The following is a 25,863-nucleotide window of genomic DNA, read 5'->3' on the forward strand; positions in this document are numbered from 1 at the left end:
GTCCGCTTCGCGGACACCTCTCCTCCGCCTGTGGCGGGGGCGAGGAACCCAAGTTCTGACGGGCCGCAACCATCACGGGATCAAGATCATGAGCGATATCCATTCTGGTACCGGCAGCGCCACCCCTGAAAACACCAGCACCCTTGGCATCGCCGACTGGCTATGCCTCGCGGCGGCACCCACCTTCGCCCTGATGGCCCTGCTCTCCTGCCTTCAAGGCGGCGACGCGGCGATGCTGTGCATGGGCGCCTCGCCGCTGACCGGCCCGTTAACCGGGATGCCGGCCATGTATCTCCTGATGAGCGCCTTCCACCTGGCGCCCTGGCTGCGGGTGATTTCCGGCCGCCAGATTCGATAGCGCCGGCGCGCGCCGCCTGCATCAAACATCCCACATTTCGGAGAAGGCAGATGAAGCTCGTCAGGCTTAGAGCGCCGGGTGGCCTGGACAGGCTCGACCTGGTCGAGGAAGATCCGCCCCAGCCGGGACCCGGCGACGTGATGGTCAGGATCCGCGCCTGCTCGCTGAACATGCGCGACGATTTCGCCGTGCAGGGCAAGACACCGCTGGCCGACCGCCGCGTTCCGCTGTCCGACGGTGCCGGCGACGTGATCGCCGTCGGCAGCAATGTCGATGCGCTCAAGCCCGGCGACAGCGTCGTCAGTGTCTTCTATCCCTGGTGGCTGGATGGCGACATGACGCCCGCCACCAGGCGCGACATTCCGGGAGAAAGTTTCGACGGCTTCGCCAGCGAATATGTCTGCATGCCCGCGCAGGCCTTCACCAAAGCTCCCGCGGGCTATACGCACGCGCAAGCGGCGGCGCTCACCTGCACCGGCGTCACTGCCTGGCGAGGCCTGGTCGTGTGCGGCAAGGTCAAGCCCGGAGACACGGTTCTGGTTCTCGGCACCGGCAGCGTGTCGCTGTTTGCGCTGCAATTCGCCAAGGCCGCCGGCGCCAGGGTCATCGCCACCTCCTCCGATGAGGAAAAGCTGGAGCGGTTAAGCCGCCTCGGCGCCGACGCCCTCATCAACTACAAGGCCGTGCCGGACTGGAGCCGCAAGGTTCGAGAGTTGACGGACGGACGCGGCGTCGATCACGTGATCGAAGTCGGCGGCCCGGCCACGCTGGCGCAATCCCTAACCGCCTGCCGGACAGGCGGCCACATCGCCCTGATCGGCGTGCTCACCGGCTTTGCGGCTGATGTCTCGATCCCGGCCATATTCTCGAACCAGATCCGCATCAGCGGCATTTCGATCGGCAGCCGGGCGGACCAGGAGGACATGATCCGCGCGATAGAGGCCAATCGCATCAAACCCGTCATCGACCGCCGCTTCCCCCTGCGCGAGATAGCCGCCGCCTTCACGCACTACGCAGCGCGGAAGCATTTCGGCAAGGTATGCCTGGAGGTTTGAGCCCTGCGTGACCGCAGCGATCGCGAAACGACCGCAACGTGCCCTCACCCATCGACCGCCTGGACCGTCAGTGCCTGCATGACTTCGGCTTCGAAGGCGCCGCGCATCTGGCCAGCCTCGGCCAGTTGCCTTGCGTGCCAGTCGCGCGCCATGCGGCCATCGGCCAGGAGGACGGCGCGGTTGCACAGTCCCGGCACCGCTTCCACGACATGGGTAGAGATGATGACGGCATGGCGGCCACTGGAAGCCAGGGCCAGGATGATGCGCTTCACCTCAAAGCCGGCGAGCGGATCGAGGCCGTTCAGGGACTCATCGAGGATCAGCAGCGGTGGCGCGCCAAGCAAGGCCGCGGCAATGGCGATCTTGGCCCGCGTGCCGAGTGAATATTCGGCGATCGGCCGTTCAATCCAGCGCTTGAGCCCGAGCCGTTCGGCGACATCGACGCCAGGCCAGTCGTCTTCGGCGCAACCGCGGATCGAGGCGACGAGTTGAAGGTATTGCCGCCCGCTCAGCGCCGCCGGCAGGTCGGATGGATCGACGGCAAGGCCGAAGCCTGACTTGGCGCGTTCCGGTGCCCTGGCAAGGTCGGCGCCGTCGATCGCCACGGTCCCTCCGAGCGGCCGGATCTGGCCCGTGATCGCCCTGAGCAAGGTGGACTTGCCCGAGCCGTTGGCGCCGAGCAGGCCCAGCACGTCGCCCCGTTCGAGCGACAAATCGATGCCGCTGACGACCGCGCGACGACCATACCCGGCGCTGAGCCCGCGAACCGCGAGGATTTCGGCGGGATCGACGCTGCTATCCATGGCGATATCTCCGTTGCGCCTGGAGCCACAGAAACAGGACAAGGGCGGCAAAGCCGATCAGCACCGTGCGCCCATATTCGAGCGTCTCGTAGCTGGCGTAGGCAATGGCGCCGAGGAAGCTCAGCGCGGCAACGAACGGCGCGGTCATGAAATAGGCGGCAAACACCGCATAGGCGCCGTTCAGCGCCAGCAGCCAGAAGCCGCTGGCGAGCGGCATCGCCCAGGCCGACGGCTCCGCCGCCAGGGCGGCGCCCGCCGGCAAGAGAAAGAAGGCAAGCGACAACTGCAGCGGCAGCCGCGCCAGGCGCAGCCAGGCCCTGACGAAGCCGAGCGGAGCCGTGCGCAGCACCGGCGAGCCGAGCGGATGGAACCGAGCGCTCAGCATGAACACCAGAAGGCCCCCGGTCAGCCCTGCCATGGCCGCCGGCACGGCATCATGGTGGACAAGGCTGATGGAGCCGGCAACGACCGCCGCGAGGCCGAAAAGGATGCCTGCTCCCGCCAGCCGCCATGAAAACCTTACGCGCCCGGCGGGCAGACCCCAGGCCCAGCTCGAGAGCCAGGCCGGCGTCGATCGATCGAAGGCGCCGAGCGACGGGCGGCGCCCGCCCGGATCGCTCACCGGATCGGTATTGTCGGCGTGGACCAGGCCGCGAGCGCTCCGCAGGCGCAGCACCGCCGCCGCGCCAAATCCGGCGCCAAACAGCATCGCGGCACCGAGACCCCAGGCCGGCGCCAGTGGCTTTGCGATGACGAAACAGCCAAGGCCCACTGTCGCCGCGACGATGAAGGCAAGGGGAACGCCCAGCGCGCATGCCGCCACCGCCGCCATGCGCCGGCGCTCCATGAGTGAAAGCGGCAGTGCTTTCAGGAACGGCGCGAAGGCACACGACAGGCAAAGTCTTGCGATTGCACTGCCGGCGAAGCCGCCAAGGCAAAGAAGCGATCCCGGCAGGCCGGCCGTCCACAGCGCCTGTGCCTGCCGCAGCGCGGTGGATGCCGCCTGCAAGGCGACGACGATGTCGGCAATGGCGTAGGCGAGCAGCGCCCCGCCGCCAGCGACGATCCATGCAAGGTCGCGTCGGCGCATCGAGCGCAGGCCAGCCGAGAGCTCGCGCCAAATCAGGGTCAGGACAAGCCTGTCGTGCCGCATTGTTCCATCTTTGCGATCGCCAGCGGTTGGACATCGACATAGGTCGGCGACGATTGTGCCGCCAGTAGGGCCGTCGTGGCTCAGTCCCCGGGACGGACGTATATCAGCAACCGCTAATTGACAGTCTACGGGAAACAGCGCTCACTGGCCCGTACAGGTGGATCGCAGCATCAGGCGGGCGATATCGACCGCCGGCGTCACCCTGGGGAGGATGCCATGCCAACCGTAATCGGCCATCACAACATCTCGAAAGACAGCAAGCACTGGCTCAGTTCACCCAAGCGCAAGGAGCTTTTCGGCTCGCTGGGGATCACCAACATCCGCACCTTCGTCGATCCGCAGAACCCGAAGCGGGTGGCCGTGATGATGGACGTGCCGGACATGGACAAGATGGCCGCGCTGATGCAGAGCAAGGCGGCCGCCGACGCCATGGCGCACGATGGCGTGGTGCCGGAATCGCTGGTGATCCTCGTCGAAGCGAAAGCGTAGCCGCGCCAGATCAGGCACTTCAGGTCGCGATGTCGTTGACGGGCAGCAAGGGCTTGGGCAGGTCAGCCTCGCCAAGTCCGGCGCGCAGTTCGATCTCGATGTCGCGGCAGATCTGCGAGATCGGAACGTCGTTGGCATTGCCTTCGAATGGGTTGGCGCTGCTCTCGCCGACCTGGTCGAGAGACATGTAGGCCCAGCCCAGAATGGTCGTTCCGGCTGGTGGCGCGGGATCTCTCCCGCGCCCACGCAATTACCTCAATTACCTCAATTACCTCAATTGCACTTCGGCTTGGCGCTGTTGCAGGCGTCGACGAGCTCGGCCGGCGGATCCTTGTGGAAGACGGTCTTGAAGGATTCCAGCACGTTGGACTGCACCACCGGCAGCGACTGCACGCCGACCCAGGCCGGCGTGGGTTGCCCGATCAGCGCCTTCATCATCGCCATCGCCTCGGCCACACCCTGGTCGTAGGGGCGCTGAGAGCCGGTAGCCTTGAGCGGGCCGCCCTTGGCGATTTCGATCGCCGACTGCAGGCCGAGATCGACCGTGGTGATCGGAATGTCGATGCCTTGCGCCCGCATCGAGGACAGCGTGTCCAGCGCCGGCTGGTCCCAGACCGCGAACAGGCCCTTCACATCCGGATTGCCGGTGAGGAAGTCGCCGGAGATCTGCGAGACCTTCGAGGGATCGGTGAAGTCGACCTGCTTCATGACGATGTCGGGCCGGTTCTTCTTCATCCACTCGCCGACGCCCTTGGTGCGCTCATTGGTGCTGAAATAGTCGACGCCGAAATTCACCAGGCCGATCGTGCCGCCCTTGGGCATGCAGGAGGCCAGGATCTGCGCAGCAATCTGGCCGTTGCCCTGGCTGTCGGCCGAGATCATCGAGGCAAAATCCTTTGGAGATGAGAGGCCAACCGGGATGCTGTCCATGAACACCAGCTTGATGCCGGCCTCGCCCACCTTCTTGTAGGTCGGCGCCGTCGCGGTGAAATCGACGGGAATGGAAATGATGCCGTCCGGATGCTGCTGGATGGTGTTCTCGATATCGGCGATCTGCTTGTCGACCTGATATTCGGCCGACGCCACGCCGGTGACGGTGACGCCATATTTGGCCAGCGTTTCGCTAATGCCTTGCACCTGCAATTGCGACCAGTCGAGGTTCACCGTCTGCATGGAAATGCCGACCTTGAACTTGCCGGCCTTGACCTTGGCGGCCTCGTCATCGGTCAGCTTCAGCTCGTCGGGCGAGGCTGCCTTTTCACCGTGCGGGCCTTGGCCGACAATGCCCTTGGGGCCGAGCGTCGCCATGTCGACGCCGCTAACGCAGGTGTCCGGCGTTTGCGCGAGGCTGAGGGTCGTCGACAGCGCGAAGGCGCTGGCGGCGAGGCTCAATGTGCAGAAAAGCGAGTGAACCGATTTCATGACTTCCTCCGTTGATTGTTGATATTGTCTTGCCGTTTGGAGCCGGCGGCTTCTGCTGATTTCCGCGTGCGCCTTACCTCCTCGTGAACGCGACAGCGGCGACGATGATTGCTCCTTTAATGACGAGTTGCAGTGACGAGCTGACGCCGAGCAGCACCAGCCCGTTGTTGAGCGTGCCGATGATCAGGCTGCCGAGCAGCGTGCCGAGCACGAAGCCGCGGCCGCCGAACAGGCTGCAGCCGCCAAGGATGACCGAGGCGATGACATCGAGCTCCATGCCTTGCACCACATCGGGCCGCGCCGCGTGCGAGCGCGCCGACAGGATCAGCGACGCCAGCCCGGCGAGCGTGCCGGTCAGCACGAAGGCAAGCGTCGTGACCTGCTTGATATGCACGCCGGAATAGAGCGCCGCCGTCGGGTTGCCGCCCGCCGCGTAAACCCGCCGCCCATAGACGCTGTAGTGCAGCAGCAAGATGCCGGCGATGGTGACGCCGAGCGTCCACAGGATCGGCGCCGGGATGCCGAGCACCGAGCCTTCGCCGAAGATCGCGAAATAGTACTCGTTGGTGATGATGACCGGCTTGGTGTTGGTGACCATCAGCGCCAGCCCGCGTGCGCCGCTCAGCGTGCCCAATGTCACCAGGAAGGACGGGATTTCCAGACGCGTGGTCAAGACGCCGTTGAGCAGCCCGATCAGCGCCCCGGTGCCCAGCCCGGCCACGGCGCCGACGACCCAGTTGTTGGCGACAAAGGCCATCGCCAGCGACGCGCTCATGCCCGAAAGTGCCAGGGTCGAGGCCACCGACAGGTCGATCTGCCTGGAGATGATGACGAATGTCATGCCCACCGCAATGATCGACACCAGCGTCGTCTGACGGCCGATGTTGAGAAAATTGTCGATAGACAGGAACCATGGTGACGCCAGGCTGAAAACGATCAGCATGACGGCGAAGGCGACATAGAGCATGTAGGGACGCTCGCCCTTGAGCAGATGCTGCAAGGCCGAGCGCCCGCTCGGTTGGTTGGTGGCGGCTTTTGCCGGGCTGTGGATGTCGGTCATGCCGCGCGCTCTTCCGATGACTGCGAAAGTTGAATGAGGTGATGCAGGTCCTCGGCGCTGCCGAATTCCGGCCGCGCGATCGTCCTGGTGATGCGGCCATCGACGACGATCGAGATGCGGTCGCAGAGCTGCAGCAATTCGGAGAGGTCCGAAGACACCAGCAGCACCCCGCTGCCGGCCGCCGCAGCAGTGCGAATGACGCCGTAAATCTCCTCGCGCGCGCCGACATCGACCCCGACCGTCGGCTCGTCGAGCAACAGCACGCGCGGCCGTGGCTCGTTCCATTTGCCGAACACGACCTTCTGCTGGTTGCCGCCCGACAGGTTCTTCACCATGGTCGACGCGCTTGGCGCCTTCACGGCCAGCCTGCGCATCGCCGCATTGGCATGTTCGCTCGCCGGCCGGCGCTGCAGCCAGCCAAGGCGCGAGAAATAAGGCAGCCGCGGCAAGGTCAGATTGCGCTCAATCGAATGTTCGAGGACCAGGCCCTGGACGTGCCGGTCCTCCGGCACCAGTGCGATGCCTTGCCCGATCGCCGCCGCCGGGTCTGTTCCCTTCAGCGACACGCCGTCCAAGCTGGCCTCGCCCGACTGGATGGGCCGCAGGCCGAAGATGGTCTGCAGGATTTCGGTGCGTCCGCTGCCGATCAGCCCGGCAAGGCCGTGGATTTCGCCCGCGCGCAATTCGAGACTGGCCCCGTCGAGCCGGTCATTGCTGACGCCTTTCAATTCGAGCACGGGCTTTTCAGAGGAACCGGCGGACGGCGCCTGCCCTTGTCCGGATGCGGCGCCATCTGCTTTTAGCACAGCGTGATCCGGCCCGACGATCGCGCCGACCAATTGCCGCATATTGGTTTGCGCCGTGACGAAAGTTCCGGCGTTCTGGCCGTCGCGGAACACCGTCACCCGGTTCGAAATGCGGAACACTTCGTTGAGGCGGTGGGTGACGTAGATCACCCCGACGCCGCGTGCTGCGACTGCACGGATCGCCTGGAACAGGATCTTCTCCTCATCATCGGTCAGCGCCGAGGTCGGCTCGTCGAGGATGAGCAGGCGGACATCGCCCATCAGCGCCTTGGCGATCTCGGTCATCTGGCGATAGGCGAAGGGCAGCGAGCCGACCATGGCGCGGGCATCGAGCGGAATGTTCTGCGATTTGAGGAAGGCCTCGGCCTGCGCCACCAGCTGGCGCTTTTTCAGGAAGCCGAGCCGCGTCTGCGGCTCTCGCCCCAAAAGCAGATTGTCGGCGACCGACAGCGACTCGACCAGGCTCAGATCCTGGTAAACCACCGCCACGCCGGCATCGCGCGACTGGGCGGGCGAAGAAAACGAGACAGGCTTGTCGTCGATTTCGATCGAGCCGCCATCATGCACGTGCACGCCGCTCAGGATCTTGATCAGCGTCGACTTGCCGGCGCCGTTTTCGCCGAGCAGTGCGTGGACTTCACCGGACAGGATCTCGAGGCTGACGCCGCGCAGCGCATTGACGCCGCCGAACCGCTTCCTGACGCCCTCGACGCGCAGCAAGGGAGCCTCGGAAATCAGCGCAATCGAACCCTGTTCGACCATGACGCCCGCACTTCCTCCCGTTGACGCGTCCCCTACCCCCGTCGAGTCCCTTTTGAGACTTCTCTTACTTTTTTTGTGACTTTTCCATCAGACCAGTAAAATGTCAAACGGCCTGCGGCAGGAATGAATCCGGCCCGACCTCGCCATGTTCGGTGATGATGGCGTCGAAGCCGTCCATGGCCGAAAAAAAGGCGCGCTTGAGCTTGCCGATCTTGCTCGAGTCGATGACCAGATAATTTTCGCGCGCCAGGCTCATCACCTTCTGCTTCACCACCGCTTCGTGGAAATGCTCGCAGGTGGCGCCGCGCTTGGCGTCGACGCCGGCGGCCGACAGGAAGGCTGCGTTGATGCCGACGCTGTTCAGAATGTCGAAATCATGCGTGCCCGAGAAAGACGCCGAGGCCGGATGATAGACACCACCCAGCATGATGATGGTGACATTGGGCTTGCGGCTCAGGCGTTCCGCGACATTCATGGCGTAACATATTGCCGTTATTTGATAATTGTCGGGAATGAGATCGATCAGATGGATCAGCGTCGTGCCGCAGTCGATGAAGATCGTCTCGTCGGGCCGTATCTTGCGCACCGCATGCACACAGGCTTCGCGCTTGGCCGCCGCATGGCTGTCGGCCGCGGTCGCCAGTTCATAGGGAATATCGGCCTCGATCTCGGCCGCCGCCAATATGTGCCCGCCGAGATAGGCGATCTGCCCCTGGTTGGTGGCGATGTCACGCCGCACCGTCATCTCGGAAACGCCGAGCAGCGCTGCCGCTTCGCTGAGATGGATAACCCGCCGCTGCGACAGCAGATCGATAAGCCGTGCCGTCCTTTGCGCCTTGCGAGCCGTCATGCGTTGGCCTGTGCATCCCTTGAAATGTGAGGATTTTAACAACCGCTCGCATTTGGTTGCAAGCCCTGCGTCCCGCTTCGCTCTAGATCTCTTTAGGTGCGGCGCGAAAGATAATCGCGAAGGCGATGCAAGCGCCGTTGAATCTCCAGCTTATCGAAGAGAAATGGGCCGCCGCCGGGTCTATAGCTCGCGAGATCTATGACCACGTCTTGAACAAGCTGATCGTCGGGATAGGCCGCGTCGAGCAACGCTTCCAGATTGTTGTCGGCTGCCAGGCTGGTGTCCTCCCCGCTGACGAACCTTGTCAGCAGCAAGCTGAGGTCGTCCACGATGTCAGCCCTTCCCCGCCCCGAACCGCAACCCGTCCATCAACAGCTTGACCAGCCTCCGCGAACGGTCGCGCCACTCCGGCGTATCGGGCGCTGAGTAGATGCCCGACAGCGCGTGCAGCACGTCGGAGGCATCGACGTCGCCACGGATGGTGCCGTCGGCCACCGCCGCCTCGACCAGTTGGCGCAAGGCCTGCGAGACCCGCCCCGACGTGTCGGAGAACAGGGTGGAATTGGTTGTCAGCAGGATGCGCAGGCTGGTCGCCAGGCCACGCTTGGTGGCGATGTAGTCGACGAAGCGCCGCATCCATTCTTCCAGCGCGACATCGGAGGGATGTTTCGCGGCAAGCTCGCCGGCGGCGGCGCACAGCGCCTCGACCTCGCGGCGGTAGACCACCTCGACCAGATGCTCGCGCGTCGGGAAATGCCGGTAGAGCGTGCCGATGCCGACGCCGGCGCGACGCGCGATCTCCTCCAGCGAGGCATCGATGCCGCGCTCGGCAAACACCGAAGCCGCCACCTCGACCAGCCGGTCGCGGTTGCGCCGGGCATCCGCGCGCAGCGGCTTTTCCTCTGCGGCGGTCTTCGTTTCGGCGATCGCGGACGGCTCGACGGCCAATTTTTTCTCCACATTGTGTCAGGGGCTTGAACCCGGCCGGGTCAGCCCCCACGTAATAAACGGAGGCACCTCCGCTTTAGTGGAGTGCCTTCATCATATAAGAAGGGGAACGGGTATGTCACGTCTTTCAAAGCCGCAAGCCACAGCTCCCCTGCCAGCCGGGGATTGACGAAGACGCCCTTGCCCTCCCCCGCCCCGACACCAGATCATTCCCCTCAGCGTCAAGCAACTGGAGCCAGACGCCCATGACGAAAATCCCCGTCCATCTCGACATCAACGGCCGGCACCACGAATTGCAGATCGAGCCGCGCGTGACGCTGCTCGATGCTCTGCGCGAGCGGCTCGGCCTGACCGGCACCAAGAAGGGCTGCGACCATGGCCAGTGCGGCGCCTGCACCGTGCACATAGACGGCGAGCGCGTGCTGGCTTGTCTGACGCTGGCCGCGCAAGCCGAGGGCCGCGCCATCACCACCATAGAGGGGCTTGCACGGGAGGGCGAACTGCATCCCGTGCAGGCTGCCTTCCTCGAACGGGACGCCTTCCAGTGCGGCTATTGCACGCCCGGCCAGATCATGTCGGCGGTGGCCTGCATCCGCGAGGGCCATGCCGGCTCCGACGAGGAAATCCGCGAATACATGGCCGGCAATCTCTGCCGCTGCGGCGCCTATCCGCACATCGTTGCCGCCGTCCGCCAGGCAGCCCAGGAGTTCGCATCATGAGGGATTTTTCATACCTGCGCGCCACTTCCACTGACGCCGCACGCCAGGCGGCCGCCCTGCCCGGCGCCATGCTGCTGGCCGGCGGCACCACGCTGATCGACCTCGCCAAATGCGGCGTCGCCGAGCCCGACACGTTGGTCGACATCACCCATCTCAAGGGGCTCGACCGGATCGCGGTCGACGAGCGCGGCGCCACCATCGGCGCGCTCGCCAGAATGGGCCATGTCGCCGACCATGCCGACATCAAGAGCCGCTTCCCCGCCATCTCGGAAGCACTGTGGCAGGCGGCGTCGGCGCAGATCCGCAACATGGCGACCATCGGCGGCAATTTGATGCAGCGCACGCGTTGCCCCTATTTCCGCGATCCCGCGAATTTTGCCGCCTGCAACAAGCGTGTATCAGGCAGCGGCTGCTCGGCCATCGGCGGCGTCACCAGGGGACACGCGGTGCTCGGCACCAGCGAGGCCTGTATCGCCATGTATCCCGGCGACCTCGCCACCGCTTTGGTCGCCTTCGACGCAACAGTTCATCTGGGCGAGCGCAAGCTTCTGGTGGATGACTTCTTCCTGCTGCCCGGCACCACGCCCGACAGGGAACACGCGATCGAGCCGGGCGAGATGATCACCGCAATTGCAATCCCCGGCTCCGCAGCAGCCCGCCGCTCGACCTATCTGAAGATCCGCGACCGGCAATCCTATGAATTCGCCGCCGCGAGTGCCGCTGTCGGCATCGAATTCGAAGCAGATGGCCGCACCATCCGCGATCTGCGCGTCGCGCTCGGCGGCGTCGCGACCAAGCCCTGGCGCGTCCGTGCCGTGGAAGACGCCCTGAAGGGGAAGGTGCTGGAGCCGGAAACCGTCCGTGCCGCCAGCCTGCTCGCCGTCGAAGGCGCCGTCGACCATGGCGCCAACCATTACAAGATCGAGCTCGCGCCGCGCGTTGTCGCGCGCGCCATCCTCAAATTGGGAGAGACGGCATGACCGTTCACAACATCAGAGTTGGTGAATCGAAACGGGGCGACGCCTCCGACGGCACACTGGCGGAGGCCGTCGGCGGCCGGCTGTCGCGCGTCGACGGCCCGGCCAAGATCACCGGTGCCGCGAAATACGCGGTCGAACAGCAGCTCGAAGGACTGGCTTACGCCGTGCTGGTCGAAAGCACGATCGCCTCGGGCAAGGTACGCGCGATCGACACGGCAAGCGCTGAAGCCTCGCCCGGCGTGCTGCGAGTGCTGACGCCGGATACCATCATCAGCCTGAGGACCGCGTCGGACTGGCTCGGCACGACGCCGCCGGACAAGCCCTATTGCCCGCTGGCCCGCGACATCACCTTCTCGGGCCAGCATGTCGCGGCGGTTGTCGCCGAAACCTTCGAGCAGGCGGTCGCCGCGGCGGCCCTGGTCAACGTCAGCTACGACGAGACGCCTTCCATCGTCGACCTCAGCGACGGCAAGGCCGGTGACGGCATTGCGATCGACGCCATGACCAAGGAATGGGGCGATGCGCCCGCCGCCTTCGCCGCCGCGCCGGTGCGCATCTGCGCCGCCTACAACACGCCGCGCGAATACCAGGCGCCGATGGAGCCGCATGGCCTGATTGCGCGCTGGGAAGGTGATCGTCTGACCGTGTGGGAGCCGAGCCAGTGGCTCGACGGCATGGCCCGCACCTATGCCGAATGGTTCGAAGTGCCGTTCGAGAATGTGCGGCTGGTCTCGCCCTATATTGGCGGCGGCTTCGGCTCCAAGGCGCTGGCGCTGAGCCACGGTGCGGTGGCGGCAAGTGCCGCCAAAATGATCGGCCGCCCGGTGAAGCTGGTGATGACGCGGCCGCAGACCTTTACCGGCTATGGCGGCCGCGCCGCGACGCGCCAGACCGTGACCATCGGCGCCGACCGCGACGGCGTGATCCAGTCGATCGTGCATCGCGGCGTCAATGAAACGTCCATCGACGGCATGTGGGTCGAGCCGCTGGGTTCGGTCACCTCGATCATGTACGCGACGCCGAATTTCTCCTCGAAGCAGAATGTCGTGCGGGTCAATTCCGTGGTGCCGGGCGCCATGCGCGCGCCGGGCGAAAATCCCTCGGCCTTCGGCATCGAAAGCGCCATCGACGAGCTCGCCTATGAGGTCGGCATCGATCCATTGGAAATCCGCCTGCGCAACTATGCCGAACAGGATCCGCACGCGAAAAAGGCCTGGTCGACCAGGCAGTTGCGCGAGGCTTTTGCCGCGGGCGCCGAACGCTTCGGCTGGTCCAGGCGCTCGCCGAAACCGCGCTCGATGCGCGACGGCAACCAGCTGATCGGCTGGGGCGTCGCCGCCGGCACCTATCCGGTGCGGCGCGCCTATGGCGAGGCCGTCGTGCGCATCCTGGCCGACGGTTCGGTCGAGGTCGAAAGCTCCTCGATCGACATGGGCCAGGGCACCTACACCATCCTGGCGCAGACCGCCGCCGAGACGCTCGGCGTGCCGGCCGACGATGTTGTGGTGAAGCTCGGCGACTCCCGCTTTGCCCGCGCCGGCGTCAGCGGCGGCTCGCGCCTGGCCGGCGTCATGACGGGTGCTGTTCACAAGGCCGCGACCTCAGCGCTCGATCAACTGGTGGGGCTCGCCATCAGTGATCCGCGCTCGCCCTTCCACGCACTGCAGGCCAACACTCTGGTTGTCGCCAATGGCCGCATCGGCTCGCCGCGCGGCGACGGTCCCGATGTCTCGATCGCCGAACTGCTCAAGAGCGTCGGCCGCGACCGCATCGAGGCGACCGGCGACACCATGCCGGCCAATTCGACCGCCGAGGACCGCTACAAGAACTACACCACCATCGCCATGGCGTTGCCGCACACCGAGGGCGACTATTCGCGCTATTCCTGGTGCGCGCATTTCATCGAGGTCCGCGTCGACGAGGATTTCGGCACGGTGCGCGTCTCGCGCGTGGTGTCGGCGCTGGATTCCGGCCGGCTCTACAACCCCAAGCTCGCCGAAAGCCAATGGAAGGGCGGCATCATCATGGGCATCGGCCAGGCGCTGCTGGAAGAAGGCATCATGGATCGTCGCCATGGCCGCATCGTCAACAACAACCTCGCCGATTACCTGGTGCCGACCAATGCCGACATCCCGGACATCGAGGTGATCTCGGTCGGCATTCCCGACCCGCACTCCTCGGCGCTCGGCGGCAAGGGTGTGGGTGAACTGGGCATCGTCGGTGTCGCGCCCGCGATCGCCAATGCGGTGTTCCACGCGACGGGGAAGAGGGTACGCGATTTGCCGATCACGCTGGAGAAGCTGATCTGAAATGGAGCGCGTAATCTCCTTTTGCGGTGGAGATTACGCGCTCGGTCACTTTCGCCCCTACCACTCCAGCCCGAACACCAGCTTGCCGAAGTGCAGGCCGCCGGCGGCCATGTGGGCGTAGGCCTCGGTCGCCTCGTCAGGTGAAAACACCTTGTCGACGACCGGCTTGATCCCCGCGGCGCCGATGGCGCGGGCGGCGTCGCGAAGGTCGGACACCGACCCGGTGTTGTTGCCGATCACCTTCAGCGCCTTGATGATGATCGGCAGCAGGTTGATCGTGGCCTCGGCGCCGGTGACGAAACCGATGGTGAACAGCGTGCCGCCGGGCGCGGTGGCGTTGACGGCGCGGGCGAAGGTGGCGGTGCCGCCGGTCTCGACGACGAGGTCGGCGCCGAGCCCGCCCGTCAGCTCAAGCACCTTGCCGTCCCAGTCTGACGTCGCGCGGTAGTTGATGAGATGATCGGCGCCCAGCGCCTTCGCCCGTTCCAGCTTCTCGTCCGACGACGAGGTGATGATGACGGTGGCGCCTGCGGCTTTCGCCAGCTGCAGGGTGAAGATCGAGACGCCGCCGGTGCCGAGCAGCACGACGACCGAGCCCGGCCCGACATTGGCGGCGCGGATGGCATTCCATGCCGTGGTGCCGGCGATCGGCAATGTCGACGCCGCCTCGAAGGAGAGATGCGCCGGGACCGGCACGAGCGAATTGGCCGGCAGCGCCACATATTCGGCCAGCGACCCCGGCAGCGAGATGCCGCGCATCTGCGTCATCTCGTAGGGCCGCGGCCGGCCGCCGATCCAGCGCGGCTTGGCATGGGCGACGACGCGATCGCCGGTGCTGAAACTCGTAACGCCCTCGCCCAGCGCGACGATTTCGCCGGCGCCGTCGGCGACGGGGATGAGCGGAAAGCTCGGGCCCGGATAATTGCCGCTCGCCACCGCGACATCGACGAAATTGAGGCTTGCCGCACGCTGGCGGATCAGCACCTCGCCGCGCTGCGGTTCGGGGGTGGCGACGGTGGCGGCACGGAAGGCGTCGAGCCTGGGTTGGCTCAGTTCGATGGCTTTCATGGTTTCACTCCGGTGAGACGATCGATGGTTGAGTGAACCTATCTGTTGCGCTATTTATGGATAATCGTTCCATTTTGCATTTGAGTAATGCGAAACATGCAGCAATCCCACGAACCGGCGGCCCTTGCCGAAATGGCGGCCTTCGCGGCCATCGCCGAGGCGCGCTCCTTCACGAGGGCGGCGGCGCGTGTCGGGCGCGACGCGACCATCCTGTCGCGGCGCCTGCAATCGCTGGAGGAGCGGCTGGGGGTCAGGCTGCTGCATCGCACGACACGCAGCGTGTCGCTGACCGAAGCCGGTGCCGAATTCCTGGTGCGCGTGCGCGCCATCCTCGCCTCCGTCGACGAGGCCGAGGCCGCCGCGTCGGCGCATGCCGGTGGCAGCCCGCGCGGCCTGCTCAGGCTGGCGCTGCCTGGCACGTTCGGGCGCATGTGGATTGGACCGCTGCTGCCGCAATTCCTTGCCGAATTTCCCGATATCCGCATCGAGGCCGAATTCTCCAACCGCTTCGCCGATCTGGTCGCCGAGAATTTCGACGTCGCCGTGCGGCTCGGCGCGCTGGAGGATTCGCGCCTGGTGGCACGCAAGGTGGCGACGCGGCGCCGGCTGCTTTGCGCCGCCCCCGCCTATCTCGCCCGAAGAGGCAGGCCACGGACGCCGCAGGCGCTGCTCGAACATTCCTGCCTGGGCTTCAGCGGCTTCCAGACCTTTCCGGCCTGGGAGATGACCGACCACGAGGGCCGGCGCGCACGCGTCGAGGTTTCCGGGCCGTTGGTCAGCGACGATGCCGAGGTGCTGGTCGAGGCCGCCGTGCAGGGCCTCGGCCTGATGATGAGCACCGACTGGCTGATCGGCCGCGAACTCGCCGACGGACGGCTGGTGCCTGTCCTGGAGGAGTGGACGCTGGCCGACGAAGGCGCGGTCTATGTCGTCGTTCCCTCAGCCAAGGGACAAGCCGCCAAGACCCGCGCCTTCGCCGACTGGATCAGCAAGCGCTTTTCGCCGGAGCCACCGTGGCGAAGGTAAGGGCGACGTAGCGGGCGTTCGCGCCGGCGATCGAACGCGGTGCACACACCCCAAAAAAAGGCGATTATGTATTTTGCGAACCAAGCGCTACATCTAGCCCGTCGCTAAACGGCCGTAGAAGCGCCTACTTCTTGCGTCGGCGGCGCGCCTTAGCCTGCTCCACAGCCGGTATGTCGTCTTTCGGCTTGTGCTTGGCTATCCTTCTCAGCTTGGCATCAAAGGCTTCTTCGGAATCATCGCAGCCCAGTTCCCGAGCGGCTTGTTCAAATTTCTGAGCTTGCGTAAGGTGCTTCTCACCAATCATACTGTAATGTCCTGTCTCTAATCGCGGACAATTCTTTGGGGGGAAGTGCGATGGCTAATACTCGACATCCGGATTCTATCGAGGTTGACCGTATTTATCTCTATGAGGAAAACCCTCGTCACGAGCCTATGGAATCTCAGGATGAGATTATAGAGTATCTGTGCAAGGACGAACAGGTTTTCAATCTGGCTCGGAGTATCTCCGAAGCCGGCCCCAACCCGCTTCAATTGGTCGGCCTGGTACAGGTTCCGGGGTCCGGAAAGGCCTCCACCAAGAAGACCTACCAAGTGTGGGAAGGCAATCGCCGGCTTTGCGCGATCAAGCTACTGAACGATCCAGACCTTGCGCCGCCGCATCTCCGGAGAGATTTTGCCCGCTTGGTCTCGACCTCGGCTCACCTTCCGATAAAGAAGCTAAATGCGGTCATTTTTGATGACCATGACGATCTGAAATTCTGGATGGGGGTCATCCACGACGGAGCACAAAGTGGTGTCGGTCAGTTGGATTGGGACGCCCAGCAGAAGGCCCGCCACTTCGGCACAAGCCGCAACCGAGTAGCCCTGTCGGTTCTGGACGCAGCAGAGAGCTTAGGGTTCATTTCAAAAGATGAACGCCAAGGCAAACTAACTACAGTCCAGCGATTCCTGAATAGCAGCGTTGTGAAGGAAGCCCTTGGAATCGACGCCAGCAATCCTGACGACCTCACATACAACCGACCACTTGAAGACGTCAAAAAACAGCTTTCTCGATTCTTCGACGACCTGAAAGAGGGGCAGAAGGTAACCTCGCGAATGAACCGCGCGCAGGCGGACGCCTACGGTCGCAAGCTTGCTGCAAACTCGGATATTACTGGCGAACGGACCGAACCCATTGCGTTGAAAACGATAACACCGGCCGTTGTGAAAAGCCGGCGGAAAACCCAGCCCAAGAAGCCGCGCCCGGCTACGCATCTCGAATATGACAAGCATCTAGCAAAGGCGTTGGAGGATCACACCAACTCCAAGCTTGAAGCCCTCTACTATTCGATCTGCGCGGTGCACCTCGATCATACGCTGCTTCTCACCATAGGCGTCTGGGCGTTCATTGAATCATTGGCCGCTCTGGCCGGGAAGCATGCTGACACCGACTTCATCGCGTTCTTCAGCAATCAGAGACTCGCCGACCTTGGAATGGGAAGCGGGAAGGCACTCAATCCGGTTCGCGATGCGCTCACACGGCTATCCCGGAATGGCAACGCGACGAAGCATCACCAGATTTCCGCGAACTTTGATGCTCCGCAGCTTGCGAACGACCTCGCGACGATTACGCCACTGTTGACAAAAACGGCCGCGTCGCTGGGTCCTCGGAAATAGCTGTGGCCGTGGCAAGGCTAACTTGCTAGAACTCCCTTAATTTCAAAGGGAAGGGTCCTCTACGCATGCCACTGGCAACCTCACCGCTGCGGTACCCCGGTGGGAAAGCTCCGCTTATGGGGCTCGTCTCTCAGATCATCCGGTTGAACAAATTTCAGTATGGGCACTATGCCGAACCTTATGCAGGCGGATGCGGATTGGCTTTGGGCCTGCTTTATGGCGGCTACGTCAGCGATATCCACATTAATGACATTGACCGTGGGATCTGGTCGTTTTGGCAAGTCGTACTCAACCAGACGGACGAATTCATAGACCTGATGAACCGCACTCCGATCACTCTTGATGAGTGGCTGCGACGGCGTGAGATGCAGCGTAACCAACGTGGGCTCTCTCAATTGGAAATTGCCTTCACCACGTTCTTTCTCAATCGAACAAATCGATCCGGGATTATTAAGAACGCGGGTGTGATTGGCGGGCTAAATCAGGCGGGCGACTACAAGATTGACTGTCGTTTCACCAAGAGCGAATTGGAGCGACGGATTAGGCGTGTGCGAAGATATCGAGACCGCATTCACCTTCACCGGAAAGACGCTCTGGACTTTCTAAGGCATGTGGAGCGCAACCTTCCCGAAAGCACATTCCTTTGTATCGACCCTCCATATTTTAACAAAGGCTCTACTCTCTACACGAGCTTTTATGAGCCGGAGGACCACGCCGCAGTCGCCGCAAAAATCCTTGACCTCGACCGACCTTGGATAATCACGTACGACCGTTGCGATGAAATCAGTGCGCTCTACACCTCGCGCAGGCAGTATGAGATTTCCCTCAATTATTCTGCGCAGGTGAAGCGGGTTGGGTCTGAACTCTTGATCGCTTCAAAGGGTCTCAAGCTGCCTCAGCAAATTCGCGAAGCTCAGGTCCACAAACCTCAGTATCGAAGCGCCGCCTAACGGTGCTTCCGCTTCATGGCTTCCCAAAGTTGTTGCGGGGTTAACTGACGTTTATTCGGCGGCGAGGTCAGGCCTACGATAGGTGAGGCGCTTGCCGGTGGCACCCTTCAGCGCGAGGGAAGCGCGGGTGCTGTCGTCGACCCCAAGGGCAACGCGGTTGCTGTAGCGGAAATCGAACTCTGCCAGATAGCGGTGCAGATGCTGCTCGCCGCAATGCTGATAGACGCCCTTCATGCCGCGCTTGAAGATCGAATAGTAGCCTTCGACAGTATTTGTGTGGATCGTGCCGCGAACGTATTCGTCCTTGGAATGCGTGACGAAATCGTGCGAGGCGAAATCCTGGCTGGCGCGGCGATAGATGCCGGACTCGTCGGTCATCAGCGCGCTTTCCTTGGCGATGTTGGCGCGAACGATAGGCATGACGTTGCCCATGCGGGTGGTATCGACATGGAAGGAACGGGCACGACCGCCGCGCTCGACCAGCGTGACGACGACGTTCTTGTGAGAGCCGCCAGCCTTTACCGGAGCACCCTTCAAACGGCCAATGTAGGTTTCGTCAACTTCGACGGTCTTGCCGGAGCCGCCCAACGGGGAAAGCTCGCCAGACGCCATTGCGAGGCGAATGCGGTGGCACAGGAACCAAGCGCTCTTGTATTGAATTTCTAGGATACGATGCAGTTGGTGTGCACTAATCCCCTTCTTAGAGGAAACCATCAAATGCACTGCTTGCAGCATCTTGTTCAGGGGAATACGGCCGTGTTCAAAGACCGTGCCAACCTTCACCGTGAACTGCTTCCGACAATGCCGATCCTTGCATTTCCAAACACCAATACGTGTAGCTTGGCCCTGCAATTTTGTGGCGTTGTTAATGGAGCCGCAGTGCGGGCACACCGGCTCTCCCTTCCATAGGGCTTCTTCAAGGTGCTCGAAGGCAGCTGCTTCGTTGTGAAAGTATGGGTTGGATAGGATGGACATGACTGCCCTCTAAATCTGAGGTTCACACTATCCATCGTGGTTTGGTTTGTAAAGTACATAGTAAAGTACATAATCGCCCAAAAAAAGGGGAGATAGTCACTTCCGGCGGTCGCGCCCTACCCTTTCGCCGCCAGCAAATTCGCATCCCGCGCCAGCCGCCAGTGGCCGTCATTCTCCTTGCGCAGCAACGTCAGCGTATAGCCCGACCGATGCACCGGCTCGCCGCCGGGCGGTGTCGCCGTCATATCGATGCGGTTGCGTATATAGGCCCAGTCGCCGAGCAGTTTGAGCTCAACGATCTCGCTGTCGCCATCGATCTTGGTCTCGCCCATGCTCCTGGAGGTGGCGGCGAAGGCTTCCTTGCCGAAGGGCTCCTTGCCGGGAACCATGAAGACGACATCGTCCGTCATCAGGCCAAGCACGGTCTCCAGATCGCCATTCCGGCTCGCCGCCATCCAGGTCTCGACCACGTGGCGGATCGCGGTTGCGTCATCGGTCATCGGTTTATCTCCTTGCAATCGTCGGCGATCGGATTGTCGTAAATACCTAGTGCAATCGCCTTCGCCAGCAACGCCGCAGGCGGAACCCGAGCGCTATCGCCCGCGTTTTGTGACGGAGGACTCCACGAAATGGAGAAGGACAATGGCAAGCGCAGCTGACCGCGATCCGCGGCACCACACACAGAAGATGCAGAAGGCATTCAAGGAGATTCAGGACCACCTGCGGGAAGATGTCGCAAAGGTCGATGAGCCCCAGTTCAAGGCGATGTTCGAGACGTCGGCGGAGGTTCTGGGCGGATTGATCAAGGCGTTCCAGGATTATGAGCAGAAGAATGAAGCAGCTTGGCGGTAGCCTGGCTTCGTCGTGAAAAAAGAGAGGCAGGACCATGTCCGCGTCCGCGACTGTCAATGTCCGCTATATGGTCAGCGACGTCGGTGACGCCGTGGCCTGGTACACGCAGCATCTGGGGTTTGAGCAACTTTCGAACCATGCGCCGGCGTTCGCGGACGTCAGACGCGGAGCGCTTCGCCTGCTTTTGAGCGGTCCGACCAGCTCGGCGGGCAGACCGATGCCCGACGGTGAACGGCCGGGACCCGGCGGTTGGAACCGCATTCATCTGATCGTCGAGGACCTGGCGGCGGAGGTCGCCCGGTTGCGCACTGCGGGCCTCAACTTCCGCAATGAAATCGTGACGGGGCCAGGCGGCTCGCAGATCTTGCTGGTCGACCCTTCCGGCAATCTGGTGGAACTGTTCGAGCCGGCCAAGAGCAGATAAGCGATCCACTCAGGGGAGATTGGCAGCTCGCCGGTTTTCGCCAATCTCTATATGATGCCCCCGCCACGGTGGGGACCGATAATGAAAAGCGCGCTGGCAATCGTCGCACTAGCACTTGTAGCCACCCCTTTCGCCCATGCCGCACCTTGCGACTGGTCGCCCGGATGGAGGAGGACGAAGGCGGCGAGGCCGATTGACTCTGCCGACGAGGGAAGAGACCGGCAGCGTCAATGCCTCACTTCCCCTGCCCCTTCATGAACTGGCTGAGCAGATCCACCGGCAGCGGGAATACCACCGTCGACGAGCGCTCGCCGGCAATGTCGTGCAGGGCCTCGAAATAGCGCAGTTGCATGGCCTGCGGCTCGGCCGCCAGCATCCGGCCCGCCTCGACCAGTTTCGCCGCCGCCTGCTGCTCGCCATCGGCATTGATCACCTTGGCGCGCCGCAGCCGCTCGGCCTCGGCCTGCTTGGCGATGGCGCGGATCATGCTCTCGTTCAGGTCGACATGCTTGATCTCGACATTCGAGACCTTGATGCCCCAGGCGTCGGTGCGCTGGTCGAGGATCTCCTGGATGTCGCTGTTGAGCTTGTCGCGCTCGGCCAGCATCTCGTCGAGCTCGTGCTTGCCGAGCACCGAGCGCAGGGTGGTCTGCGCCAGCTGGTTGGTGGCGGCCATGTAGTCCGCGACCTGGATGATCGCGCGCTCGGCGTCGACGATGCGGAAATAGAGCACCGCGTTCACCTTCACCGAGACGTTGTCGCGCGAAATCACGTCCTGCGGCGGCACATCCTGCACCACCACCCGCAGGTCGACCTTCACCATCTGCTGCACGAAGGGGACGAGGATGATGAGGCCAGGACCCTTGACCCCGGTGAAGCGGCCAAGCGTGAAGACCACGCCGCGCTGATATTCCCTGAGGATACGGACAGCCGCCGACAGGAACATGATCACGACCAGCGCAACGACCAGATAGACCACGTAACCAACCATCATTGTCTTGCTCCATTCCTTGCCGCATCGCGCCGCCGCACGGTCAGCACGAGGTCGCTTATCTCGGTCACCTCGACGCTGTCGCCGGCTGCGATCGGTTCGTCCGCCCTTGCCCGCCAGCGCTCGCCCAAAGCCAGCACATGGCCCTCGCCGCCCTGCCAGTCGAGGATCTCGACCGGCAGGCCGCGCATCGCCTCGCCGCCGACGCGCGGCGGGTTCCTGCGTGCCGCCCAGACATAGGTGCCGGTCAGCAGCGCCAGCCCAAGCGTCAGCGCGGCGGCGGGGCCGATGACGGCCCATGACATGGCAAAGCCCGGCCCCTCCACCCTCAGCAGCATGGCGGCGCCGAAAAGAAAGGCGGCCACGCCGCTGACCCCAAGCAAGACGGTGGGATTGAGGGCCTCGATGATGAGGAAGGCGATGCCGAGCAGCATCAGCGCAAGGCCGGTATAGTTGATCGGCAGGAGGTTGAGCGCATAGAGCCCGAGCACCAGGCAGATGGTGCCGATGACGCCGGGCGCGACCGCGCCGGGACTGGTGAACTCGAAGATGATGCCATAGACGCCGACCAGCATCAGGATGACCGCGATGTTCGGATCGGTGATGACCGAAAGAAGCTGGATGAACCAGCCGGGCTCCAGCGTCTCGACCGGCAGCCCCTTGGTCGCCAGCACCACTTTTTTGCCGGCCACATCGACGGTGCGCCCATCGGCCAGTTGCAACAGCTCGGTGGTGTCGTGGGCGACGAAGTCGATGACATGCTGCTGCAGCGCCGCATTGGCCGACAGGCTTGCCGCCTCGCGCACCGCCTTCTCGCCCCAGTCGCCATTGCGCCCGCGCAGTTCGGCGAGCGAGCGGATCAGGGCGACCGCGTCATTGGTCACCTTGGCCATCATCGCGTCGCCCGCCGGCCGGCCGTCCTCACCCTTCTGGTCGCCTTGGCCCTTTTGGTCGCCCCGGTTCTTCTGGTCGCCCCGGTTCTTCTGGTCGCCCTGGTTCTTCTGGTCGCCATTGTCGCCGCCCGGCAGCGACGGCAGCCCGCCGATCTCGACCGGTGTCGCCGCGCCGAGATTGGTGCCGGGCGCCATCGCCGCGATATGGGTAGCGTAGAGGATATAGGTGCCGGCACTCGCCGCATGACCTCCGGCCGGCGCGACATAGCCGATGACGGGCACCGGCGAGGCCAGGATGTCGGCGATCATCTCGCGCATCGAGGTGACCAGCCCGCCGGGCGTATCGAGTTGCAGGATGAGGACTGCGGCGTCCCGCTTGGCGGCGACATCGAGCGCTTCCTCGAGTTGCCTGGTGCTCGCCGGCCCGATGGCGCCGTCAATGGCGACGCTCAGCGCAACCTTCTCGCTCCCAGCCGAGGCGAAGGGAGAAAACGCAGCCGCGGCGACAAAAGCCACGGCAAGAAGGGCCACCCGCGCGAAGGACACGCTCAACGCTCCATGGACTCAATATGGGTGGTGTCCCGGCGAAGTCCAATGGGAAGCTGATGGCGTCGATTGGGGCGAAGGCCGATGTGACGGCGAATGGCGTTTCCCGCGCGGCACGTGCGCGGGGCGTTCGGCGACGCGCCGGTGTTGCATTGTCTCGCGCCTGGCGTCTTGGGCTGGATCGCACTGGAATTGCCCTGGAATGCGCCGCCGCGCTTTCCCGACCGCTGTCGCCGATCAGCCGCGGCCGATCGGCGCCTCAGGAAATCGCTGATTCCTCGGCGAGGCGGAGATTGGCAGCCTCAGCCGGCCCCGCACTATGATCCGGGAGCCGCGACGGGCGTGCCAATATCCGCAATGAGTTTGACCAGATCGGCCTGGCGGCGCGTGCCGGTCTTGGCGAAGATGCGGTTGAGGTGGGTCTTCAGCGTGTTCTCGCCGATGCCGAGCGACAACGCGCTTCTGGACGCGGACAACCCGCTGCCGATGCGCAGCAGTACCCGCGCCTCCGCCGGCGTGAGATCGAACAGCGTGGTCAGGACGGCCTCCGGCAGTGGCGAAGAGGACGTCGTGGTCGAGACGAAGACAGCGGCACAGGCGGGCCGGAAAGCCGCGCGCGCGGTGCCTTCGCTCAACGGCAGCACATAGGCGACGGCGGGCGGCTGGCCCGGGGCCGAAATGGGCAGACCGATGCCGCGTGACCCAAGTGAGCCATCCGCGTCCGCGGCGCCGGCGATCGCTTCCAGCAAGGCGCGGGCAACCGCCGCATTCTCCGTCTGCAGCACACCGTTCCTGGAAAGAATGGGACCATGTCCCGACAGCATCAGCTCGGCGGCTCCATTGGCATGGAGGATCGCGCCGTTGGCGCCGGTCAGAACGACCGGGACGGCGAGATGGTCAAGCGCCGCGCGATAGAGATTGGCGGCCATGCGGGCCTGATCGAGCAGATCGCCGATCAGCGACGCACGGCGCAGATGCGGCGAGAGCATTGCCAGGAAGCGCTGCTCCTCGGCCGAAATCACCCCCCTGCTTGCCCGCGTGGTGCAACCCATGAGCCCGATCCGGTCCGGCGTATGAACGAATTTGGTGATGCAGCCCTCACGCAATCCCTGCGGTTTGGCCCAGTTCTGAAAAAAGGGCGTCCGCTGGAGGTCGGCTTCGCTCATATGCGACAGGGTCGCCACGGGCGTGTCGATATCGCCGACGACCGCGGCCTTCAGCCCGGGAATCGCGTCAAAGTCATAATCCTCCTGGAGCACGCGCATCCGCTCCGGATCCCACGGCGATTGGGCCGCGAAGCGGCCATGATTGCCGGCGGTACTGGCAAGCGCGATGGTGGCATAGGCCGCATCCATGGCTTCGGTGATGCGGACCATTACCCCAGTCCACCCGTCGGGGTTCAACACGCAGTCGTAGATATCGCCGACAATCGAATAAAGGACTTCGCTGCTCAGCCTTTCCACCGTTTCTCCTACATCCCGGCATGCCCGCCCCTCCCATGATGGATGGCGGGCAAAAGATGAAACCAGCAATTTTGGACGGCGGGTCGGTGCAAGGACGCCGACCCTGTCTGGACGATTTTGCTGGCGTCATACTTTCGGGTGACGCCAAGCGTGATTGAGCTCGACTAAAGGTCCAATTCGATCCGTTGAACGCTTGGCGACCTATGTCGCTGGTTATTCCTGGAATGGAAAGCGCCGCGTTCGATTTTTTTGAGACTGCGGGTTTAGCGGGGGCGCTTCCTTGTCAAGAAAGACGGTGTTCTCATCGACCGATTTGCCGCCGCATCTTGGCGAAAGCGACCGTTTTTCCCTCTGGCAGGACATCCATGTCGCCGAGATCTGGTCGGTCGAATACGGCATATCGGAAAAACTGCCTTTCCAGGCCGCGATCGAAGCCACGGCCGTCGGATCGCTGGTGCTTGGCCAGATGGCCGGAACGATCCGGCAGGCGACGCGGAAGGCGAGCAACATCGCCGACGACGGCAATGACGGCTACCTGCTGCTGATCAACAAGGCCGACACCGTGCTGAGCGGGGCGCAGGCCGGCCGTGAATACGGCGTCGGTCAGGGGGAAGCCGTCCTGGTCACCGCGGCGGAAGCGCTGAAAATGACCGGCGCCGACTGGAATGTGTGGACGAACGTGGTCGTGCCACGCGCAGTCCTCACCCGGGCCTTCCCGCAGATCGATGACAGGCTGGCGTTGAAGATCGGCGCCGAAAACGAAGCTCTCGATTTCCTCAAACGCTATTGCCAATTGCTCGAGACCGGCCCCCCTCTCGCCTCGCCCGATCTCATAACACATGCTACGGAAACGATCGTCGACCTGATCGGGCTGGTGACCGGCGCGAAGGGCGAGGCTGCCGAACTGGCCGGCCTGCGCGGCCTGCGGGCGGCGAGACTGCAGGCGATCCTGGCCAAGATCACCGACAATTTCGCCAACCCCGGCATCTCCGCGCAAGGCGTCGCGAAGGAACTCGGGCTGTCGGCGCGCTATGTCCAGGATCTGCTCCAGGAGACAGGCGTCAGCTTTTCCGAACGTGTTCTCGAACAGCGCTTGCAGGGAGCACGCAAGATGCTCTCGCAAAGGCACAATGACGCCATGCGTGTCAGCGAAATTGCGCTGATAAACGGCTTCAGCGACGTGTCCTACTTCAACCGCTGTTTCCGCCGCCGTTTCGGCCACACGCCAACGAGCGTGCGATAGATTCGGATGGTTCCGCTGCGGACGGGCGACATGATCCCCTTCCTTCCGGGGCGGAGGGCGGT

Annotated in this window: 28 protein-coding genes; 12 read left to right on the plus strand and 16 right to left on the minus strand. The window is 63.7% G+C overall.

What is annotated here, in order from left to right; genetic code table 11:
- The first annotated feature begins 88 nt into the window (after positions 1–88).
- Both CK226_RS27735 and CK226_RS27740 read left to right on the plus strand, forming a co-directional pair.
- Positions 89–358 (plus strand): hypothetical protein, encoded by a 270-nt coding sequence (locus CK226_RS27735; RefSeq protein WP_095775183.1) that lies wholly within the window; start codon positions 89–91, stop codon positions 356–358.
- Positions 359–408: 50 nt separating this feature from the next.
- On the plus strand, positions 409–1,413 hold the full coding sequence (locus CK226_RS27740; RefSeq protein WP_095789357.1) for an NAD(P)-dependent alcohol dehydrogenase: 1,005 nt from the start codon (positions 409–411) through the stop codon (positions 1,411–1,413).
- A gap of 44 nt (positions 1,414–1,457) precedes the next feature.
- Here the strand turns inward: CK226_RS27740 and CK226_RS27745 are convergent, their stop codons facing one another.
- Both CK226_RS27745 and CK226_RS27750 read right to left on the minus strand, forming a co-directional pair.
- A complete protein-coding gene (locus CK226_RS27745) occupies positions 1,458–2,216 on the minus strand; it encodes an ABC transporter ATP-binding protein (protein WP_095789356.1) in 759 nt (252 codons plus the stop codon).
- Positions 2,209–3,369, minus strand: coding sequence for a hypothetical protein (locus CK226_RS27750; protein WP_095793511.1), 1,161 nt, complete (start codon positions 3,367–3,369; stop codon positions 2,209–2,211). The genes CK226_RS27745 and CK226_RS27750 overlap by 8 nt, the downstream gene beginning before the upstream one ends.
- Positions 3,370–3,585: 216 nt before the next feature.
- Here CK226_RS27750 and CK226_RS27755 point away from each other — a divergent pair, with 216 nt between their 5' ends.
- Positions 3,586–3,858 carry a hypothetical protein gene (locus CK226_RS27755; protein ID WP_019859410.1) on the plus strand — a complete coding sequence of 91 codons (273 nt, stop codon included), beginning with the start codon at positions 3,586–3,588 and terminating at the stop codon, positions 3,856–3,858.
- A gap of 19 nt (positions 3,859–3,877) precedes the next feature.
- Here CK226_RS27755 and CK226_RS27760 read toward each other — a convergent pair whose 3' ends face one another.
- The 7 genes from CK226_RS27760 to CK226_RS27790 all read right to left on the minus strand — a co-directional run bounded on the left by CK226_RS27760 (position 3,878) and on the right by CK226_RS27790 (position 9,706).
- On the minus strand, positions 3,878–4,108 hold the full coding sequence (locus tag CK226_RS27760) for a bestrophin family ion channel (protein WP_348629100.1): 231 nt from the start codon (positions 4,106–4,108) through the stop codon (positions 3,878–3,880).
- Between the two features lie 23 nt (positions 4,109–4,131).
- The gene (locus CK226_RS27765; RefSeq protein WP_095789354.1) at positions 4,132–5,280 is read right to left on the minus strand and encodes a substrate-binding domain-containing protein; all 1,149 of its coding nucleotides are present in this window, start codon (positions 5,278–5,280) and stop codon (positions 4,132–4,134) included.
- A 73-nt stretch (positions 5,281–5,353) separates the two neighbouring features.
- A complete protein-coding gene (locus tag CK226_RS27770; protein WP_095789353.1) occupies positions 5,354–6,340 on the minus strand; it encodes an ABC transporter permease in 987 nt (328 codons plus the stop codon).
- Positions 6,337–7,908, minus strand: coding sequence for a sugar ABC transporter ATP-binding protein (locus CK226_RS27775; RefSeq protein ID WP_095793512.1), 1,572 nt, complete (start codon positions 7,906–7,908; stop codon positions 6,337–6,339). The genes CK226_RS27770 and CK226_RS27775 overlap by 4 nt, the downstream gene beginning before the upstream one ends.
- Before the next feature lie 103 nt (positions 7,909–8,011).
- Positions 8,012–8,758 (minus strand): DeoR/GlpR family DNA-binding transcription regulator, encoded by a 747-nt coding sequence (locus CK226_RS27780; protein ID WP_095793513.1) that lies wholly within the window; start codon positions 8,756–8,758, stop codon positions 8,012–8,014.
- A 92-nt stretch (positions 8,759–8,850) separates the two neighbouring features.
- A complete protein-coding gene (locus CK226_RS27785; protein WP_095793514.1) occupies positions 8,851–9,087 on the minus strand; it encodes a hypothetical protein in 237 nt (78 codons plus the stop codon).
- Positions 9,088–9,091: 4 nt separating this feature from the next.
- Positions 9,092–9,706, minus strand: a complete 615-nt coding sequence (locus CK226_RS27790; RefSeq protein WP_095793602.1) for a TetR/AcrR family transcriptional regulator — start codon at positions 9,704–9,706, stop codon at positions 9,092–9,094.
- Positions 9,707–9,951: 245 nt separating this feature from the next.
- On the opposite strand from CK226_RS27790, the gene CK226_RS27795 reads away from it, so the two are divergent.
- From CK226_RS27795 to CK226_RS27805, 3 genes are read left to right on the plus strand one after another with little or no spacing between them, the layout of a single operon-like run.
- On the plus strand, positions 9,952–10,425 hold the full coding sequence (locus CK226_RS27795) for a (2Fe-2S)-binding protein (protein ID WP_095789350.1): 474 nt from the start codon (positions 9,952–9,954) through the stop codon (positions 10,423–10,425).
- Entirely contained in the window at positions 10,422–11,405 is a 984-nt protein-coding gene (locus CK226_RS27800; RefSeq protein ID WP_095793515.1) for a xanthine dehydrogenase family protein subunit M, read from the plus strand. The genes CK226_RS27795 and CK226_RS27800 overlap by 4 nt, the downstream gene beginning before the upstream one ends.
- Complete coding sequence (locus CK226_RS27805; protein WP_095793516.1) at positions 11,402–13,714, plus strand: xanthine dehydrogenase family protein molybdopterin-binding subunit; 2,313 nt, start codon at positions 11,402–11,404, stop codon at positions 13,712–13,714. The genes CK226_RS27800 and CK226_RS27805 overlap by 4 nt, the downstream gene beginning before the upstream one ends.
- A 57-nt stretch (positions 13,715–13,771) precedes the next feature.
- Here CK226_RS27805 and CK226_RS27810 read toward each other — a convergent pair whose 3' ends face one another.
- Complete coding sequence (locus CK226_RS27810; protein ID WP_095775171.1) at positions 13,772–14,782, minus strand: NAD(P)-dependent alcohol dehydrogenase; 1,011 nt, start codon at positions 14,780–14,782, stop codon at positions 13,772–13,774.
- Between the two features lie 96 nt (positions 14,783–14,878).
- Between CK226_RS27810 and CK226_RS27815 the strand changes: the two genes are divergently transcribed.
- The gene (locus CK226_RS27815; protein ID WP_095793603.1) at positions 14,879–15,808 is read left to right on the plus strand and encodes a LysR family transcriptional regulator; all 930 of its coding nucleotides are present in this window, start codon (positions 14,879–14,881) and stop codon (positions 15,806–15,808) included.
- Positions 15,809–15,932: 124 nt separating this feature from the next.
- Here CK226_RS27815 and CK226_RS27820 read toward each other — a convergent pair whose 3' ends face one another.
- A complete protein-coding gene (locus CK226_RS27820) occupies positions 15,933–16,112 on the minus strand; it encodes a hypothetical protein (RefSeq protein WP_095793517.1) in 180 nt (59 codons plus the stop codon).
- A 50-nt stretch (positions 16,113–16,162) separates the two neighbouring features.
- On the opposite strand from CK226_RS27820, the gene CK226_RS27825 reads away from it, so the two are divergent.
- Entirely contained in the window at positions 16,163–17,464 is a 1,302-nt protein-coding gene (locus CK226_RS27825; RefSeq protein WP_142887666.1) for a hypothetical protein, read from the plus strand.
- Positions 17,465–17,529: 65 nt separating this feature from the next.
- Complete coding sequence (locus tag CK226_RS27830; RefSeq protein ID WP_095793519.1) at positions 17,530–18,414, plus strand: DNA adenine methylase; 885 nt, start codon at positions 17,530–17,532, stop codon at positions 18,412–18,414.
- A gap of 51 nt (positions 18,415–18,465) precedes the next feature.
- Here CK226_RS27830 and CK226_RS27835 read toward each other — a convergent pair whose 3' ends face one another.
- Both CK226_RS27835 and CK226_RS27840 read right to left on the minus strand, forming a co-directional pair.
- Entirely contained in the window at positions 18,466–19,389 is a 924-nt protein-coding gene (locus tag CK226_RS27835; protein WP_095793520.1) for an IS1595 family transposase, read from the minus strand.
- 116 nt (positions 19,390–19,505) lie between these two features.
- A complete protein-coding gene (locus CK226_RS27840) occupies positions 19,506–19,889 on the minus strand; it encodes an SgcJ/EcaC family oxidoreductase (RefSeq protein ID WP_095793521.1) in 384 nt (127 codons plus the stop codon).
- Between the two features lie 142 nt (positions 19,890–20,031).
- On the opposite strand from CK226_RS27840, the gene CK226_RS27845 reads away from it, so the two are divergent.
- Positions 20,032–20,241 carry a hypothetical protein gene (locus tag CK226_RS27845; RefSeq protein WP_095775168.1) on the plus strand — a complete coding sequence of 70 codons (210 nt, stop codon included), beginning with the start codon at positions 20,032–20,034 and terminating at the stop codon, positions 20,239–20,241.
- 34 nt (positions 20,242–20,275) lie between these two features.
- Positions 20,276–20,665 carry a VOC family protein gene (locus CK226_RS27850; protein WP_095793522.1) on the plus strand — a complete coding sequence of 130 codons (390 nt, stop codon included), beginning with the start codon at positions 20,276–20,278 and terminating at the stop codon, positions 20,663–20,665.
- A 235-nt stretch (positions 20,666–20,900) separates the two neighbouring features.
- Here CK226_RS27850 and CK226_RS27855 read toward each other — a convergent pair whose 3' ends face one another.
- From CK226_RS27855 to CK226_RS27865, 3 genes are all read right to left on the minus strand, one after another.
- Positions 20,901–21,659: a slipin family protein gene (locus CK226_RS27855; protein ID WP_095793523.1), complete on the minus strand. Its 759-nt coding sequence runs from the start codon at positions 21,657–21,659 to the stop codon at positions 20,901–20,903.
- Complete coding sequence (locus CK226_RS27860; RefSeq protein WP_095793524.1) at positions 21,656–23,095, minus strand: nodulation protein NfeD; 1,440 nt, start codon at positions 23,093–23,095, stop codon at positions 21,656–21,658. Before CK226_RS27860 ends, CK226_RS27855 begins: the two co-directional genes overlap by 4 nt.
- 317 nt (positions 23,096–23,412) lie before the next feature.
- Positions 23,413–24,558, minus strand: coding sequence for a helix-turn-helix transcriptional regulator (locus CK226_RS27865; RefSeq protein WP_095793525.1), 1,146 nt, complete (start codon positions 24,556–24,558; stop codon positions 23,413–23,415).
- A 280-nt stretch (positions 24,559–24,838) separates the two neighbouring features.
- Between CK226_RS27865 and CK226_RS27870 the strand changes: the two genes are divergently transcribed.
- Positions 24,839–25,801, plus strand: coding sequence for an AraC family transcriptional regulator (locus tag CK226_RS27870; RefSeq protein WP_095789345.1), 963 nt, complete (start codon positions 24,839–24,841; stop codon positions 25,799–25,801).
- Positions 25,802–25,863: the final 62 nt, after the last annotated feature.

This window comes from Mesorhizobium sp. WSM4311, from assembly GCF_002295115.1.
Taxonomy (GTDB): Bacteria; Pseudomonadota; Alphaproteobacteria; order Rhizobiales; family Rhizobiaceae; genus Mesorhizobium.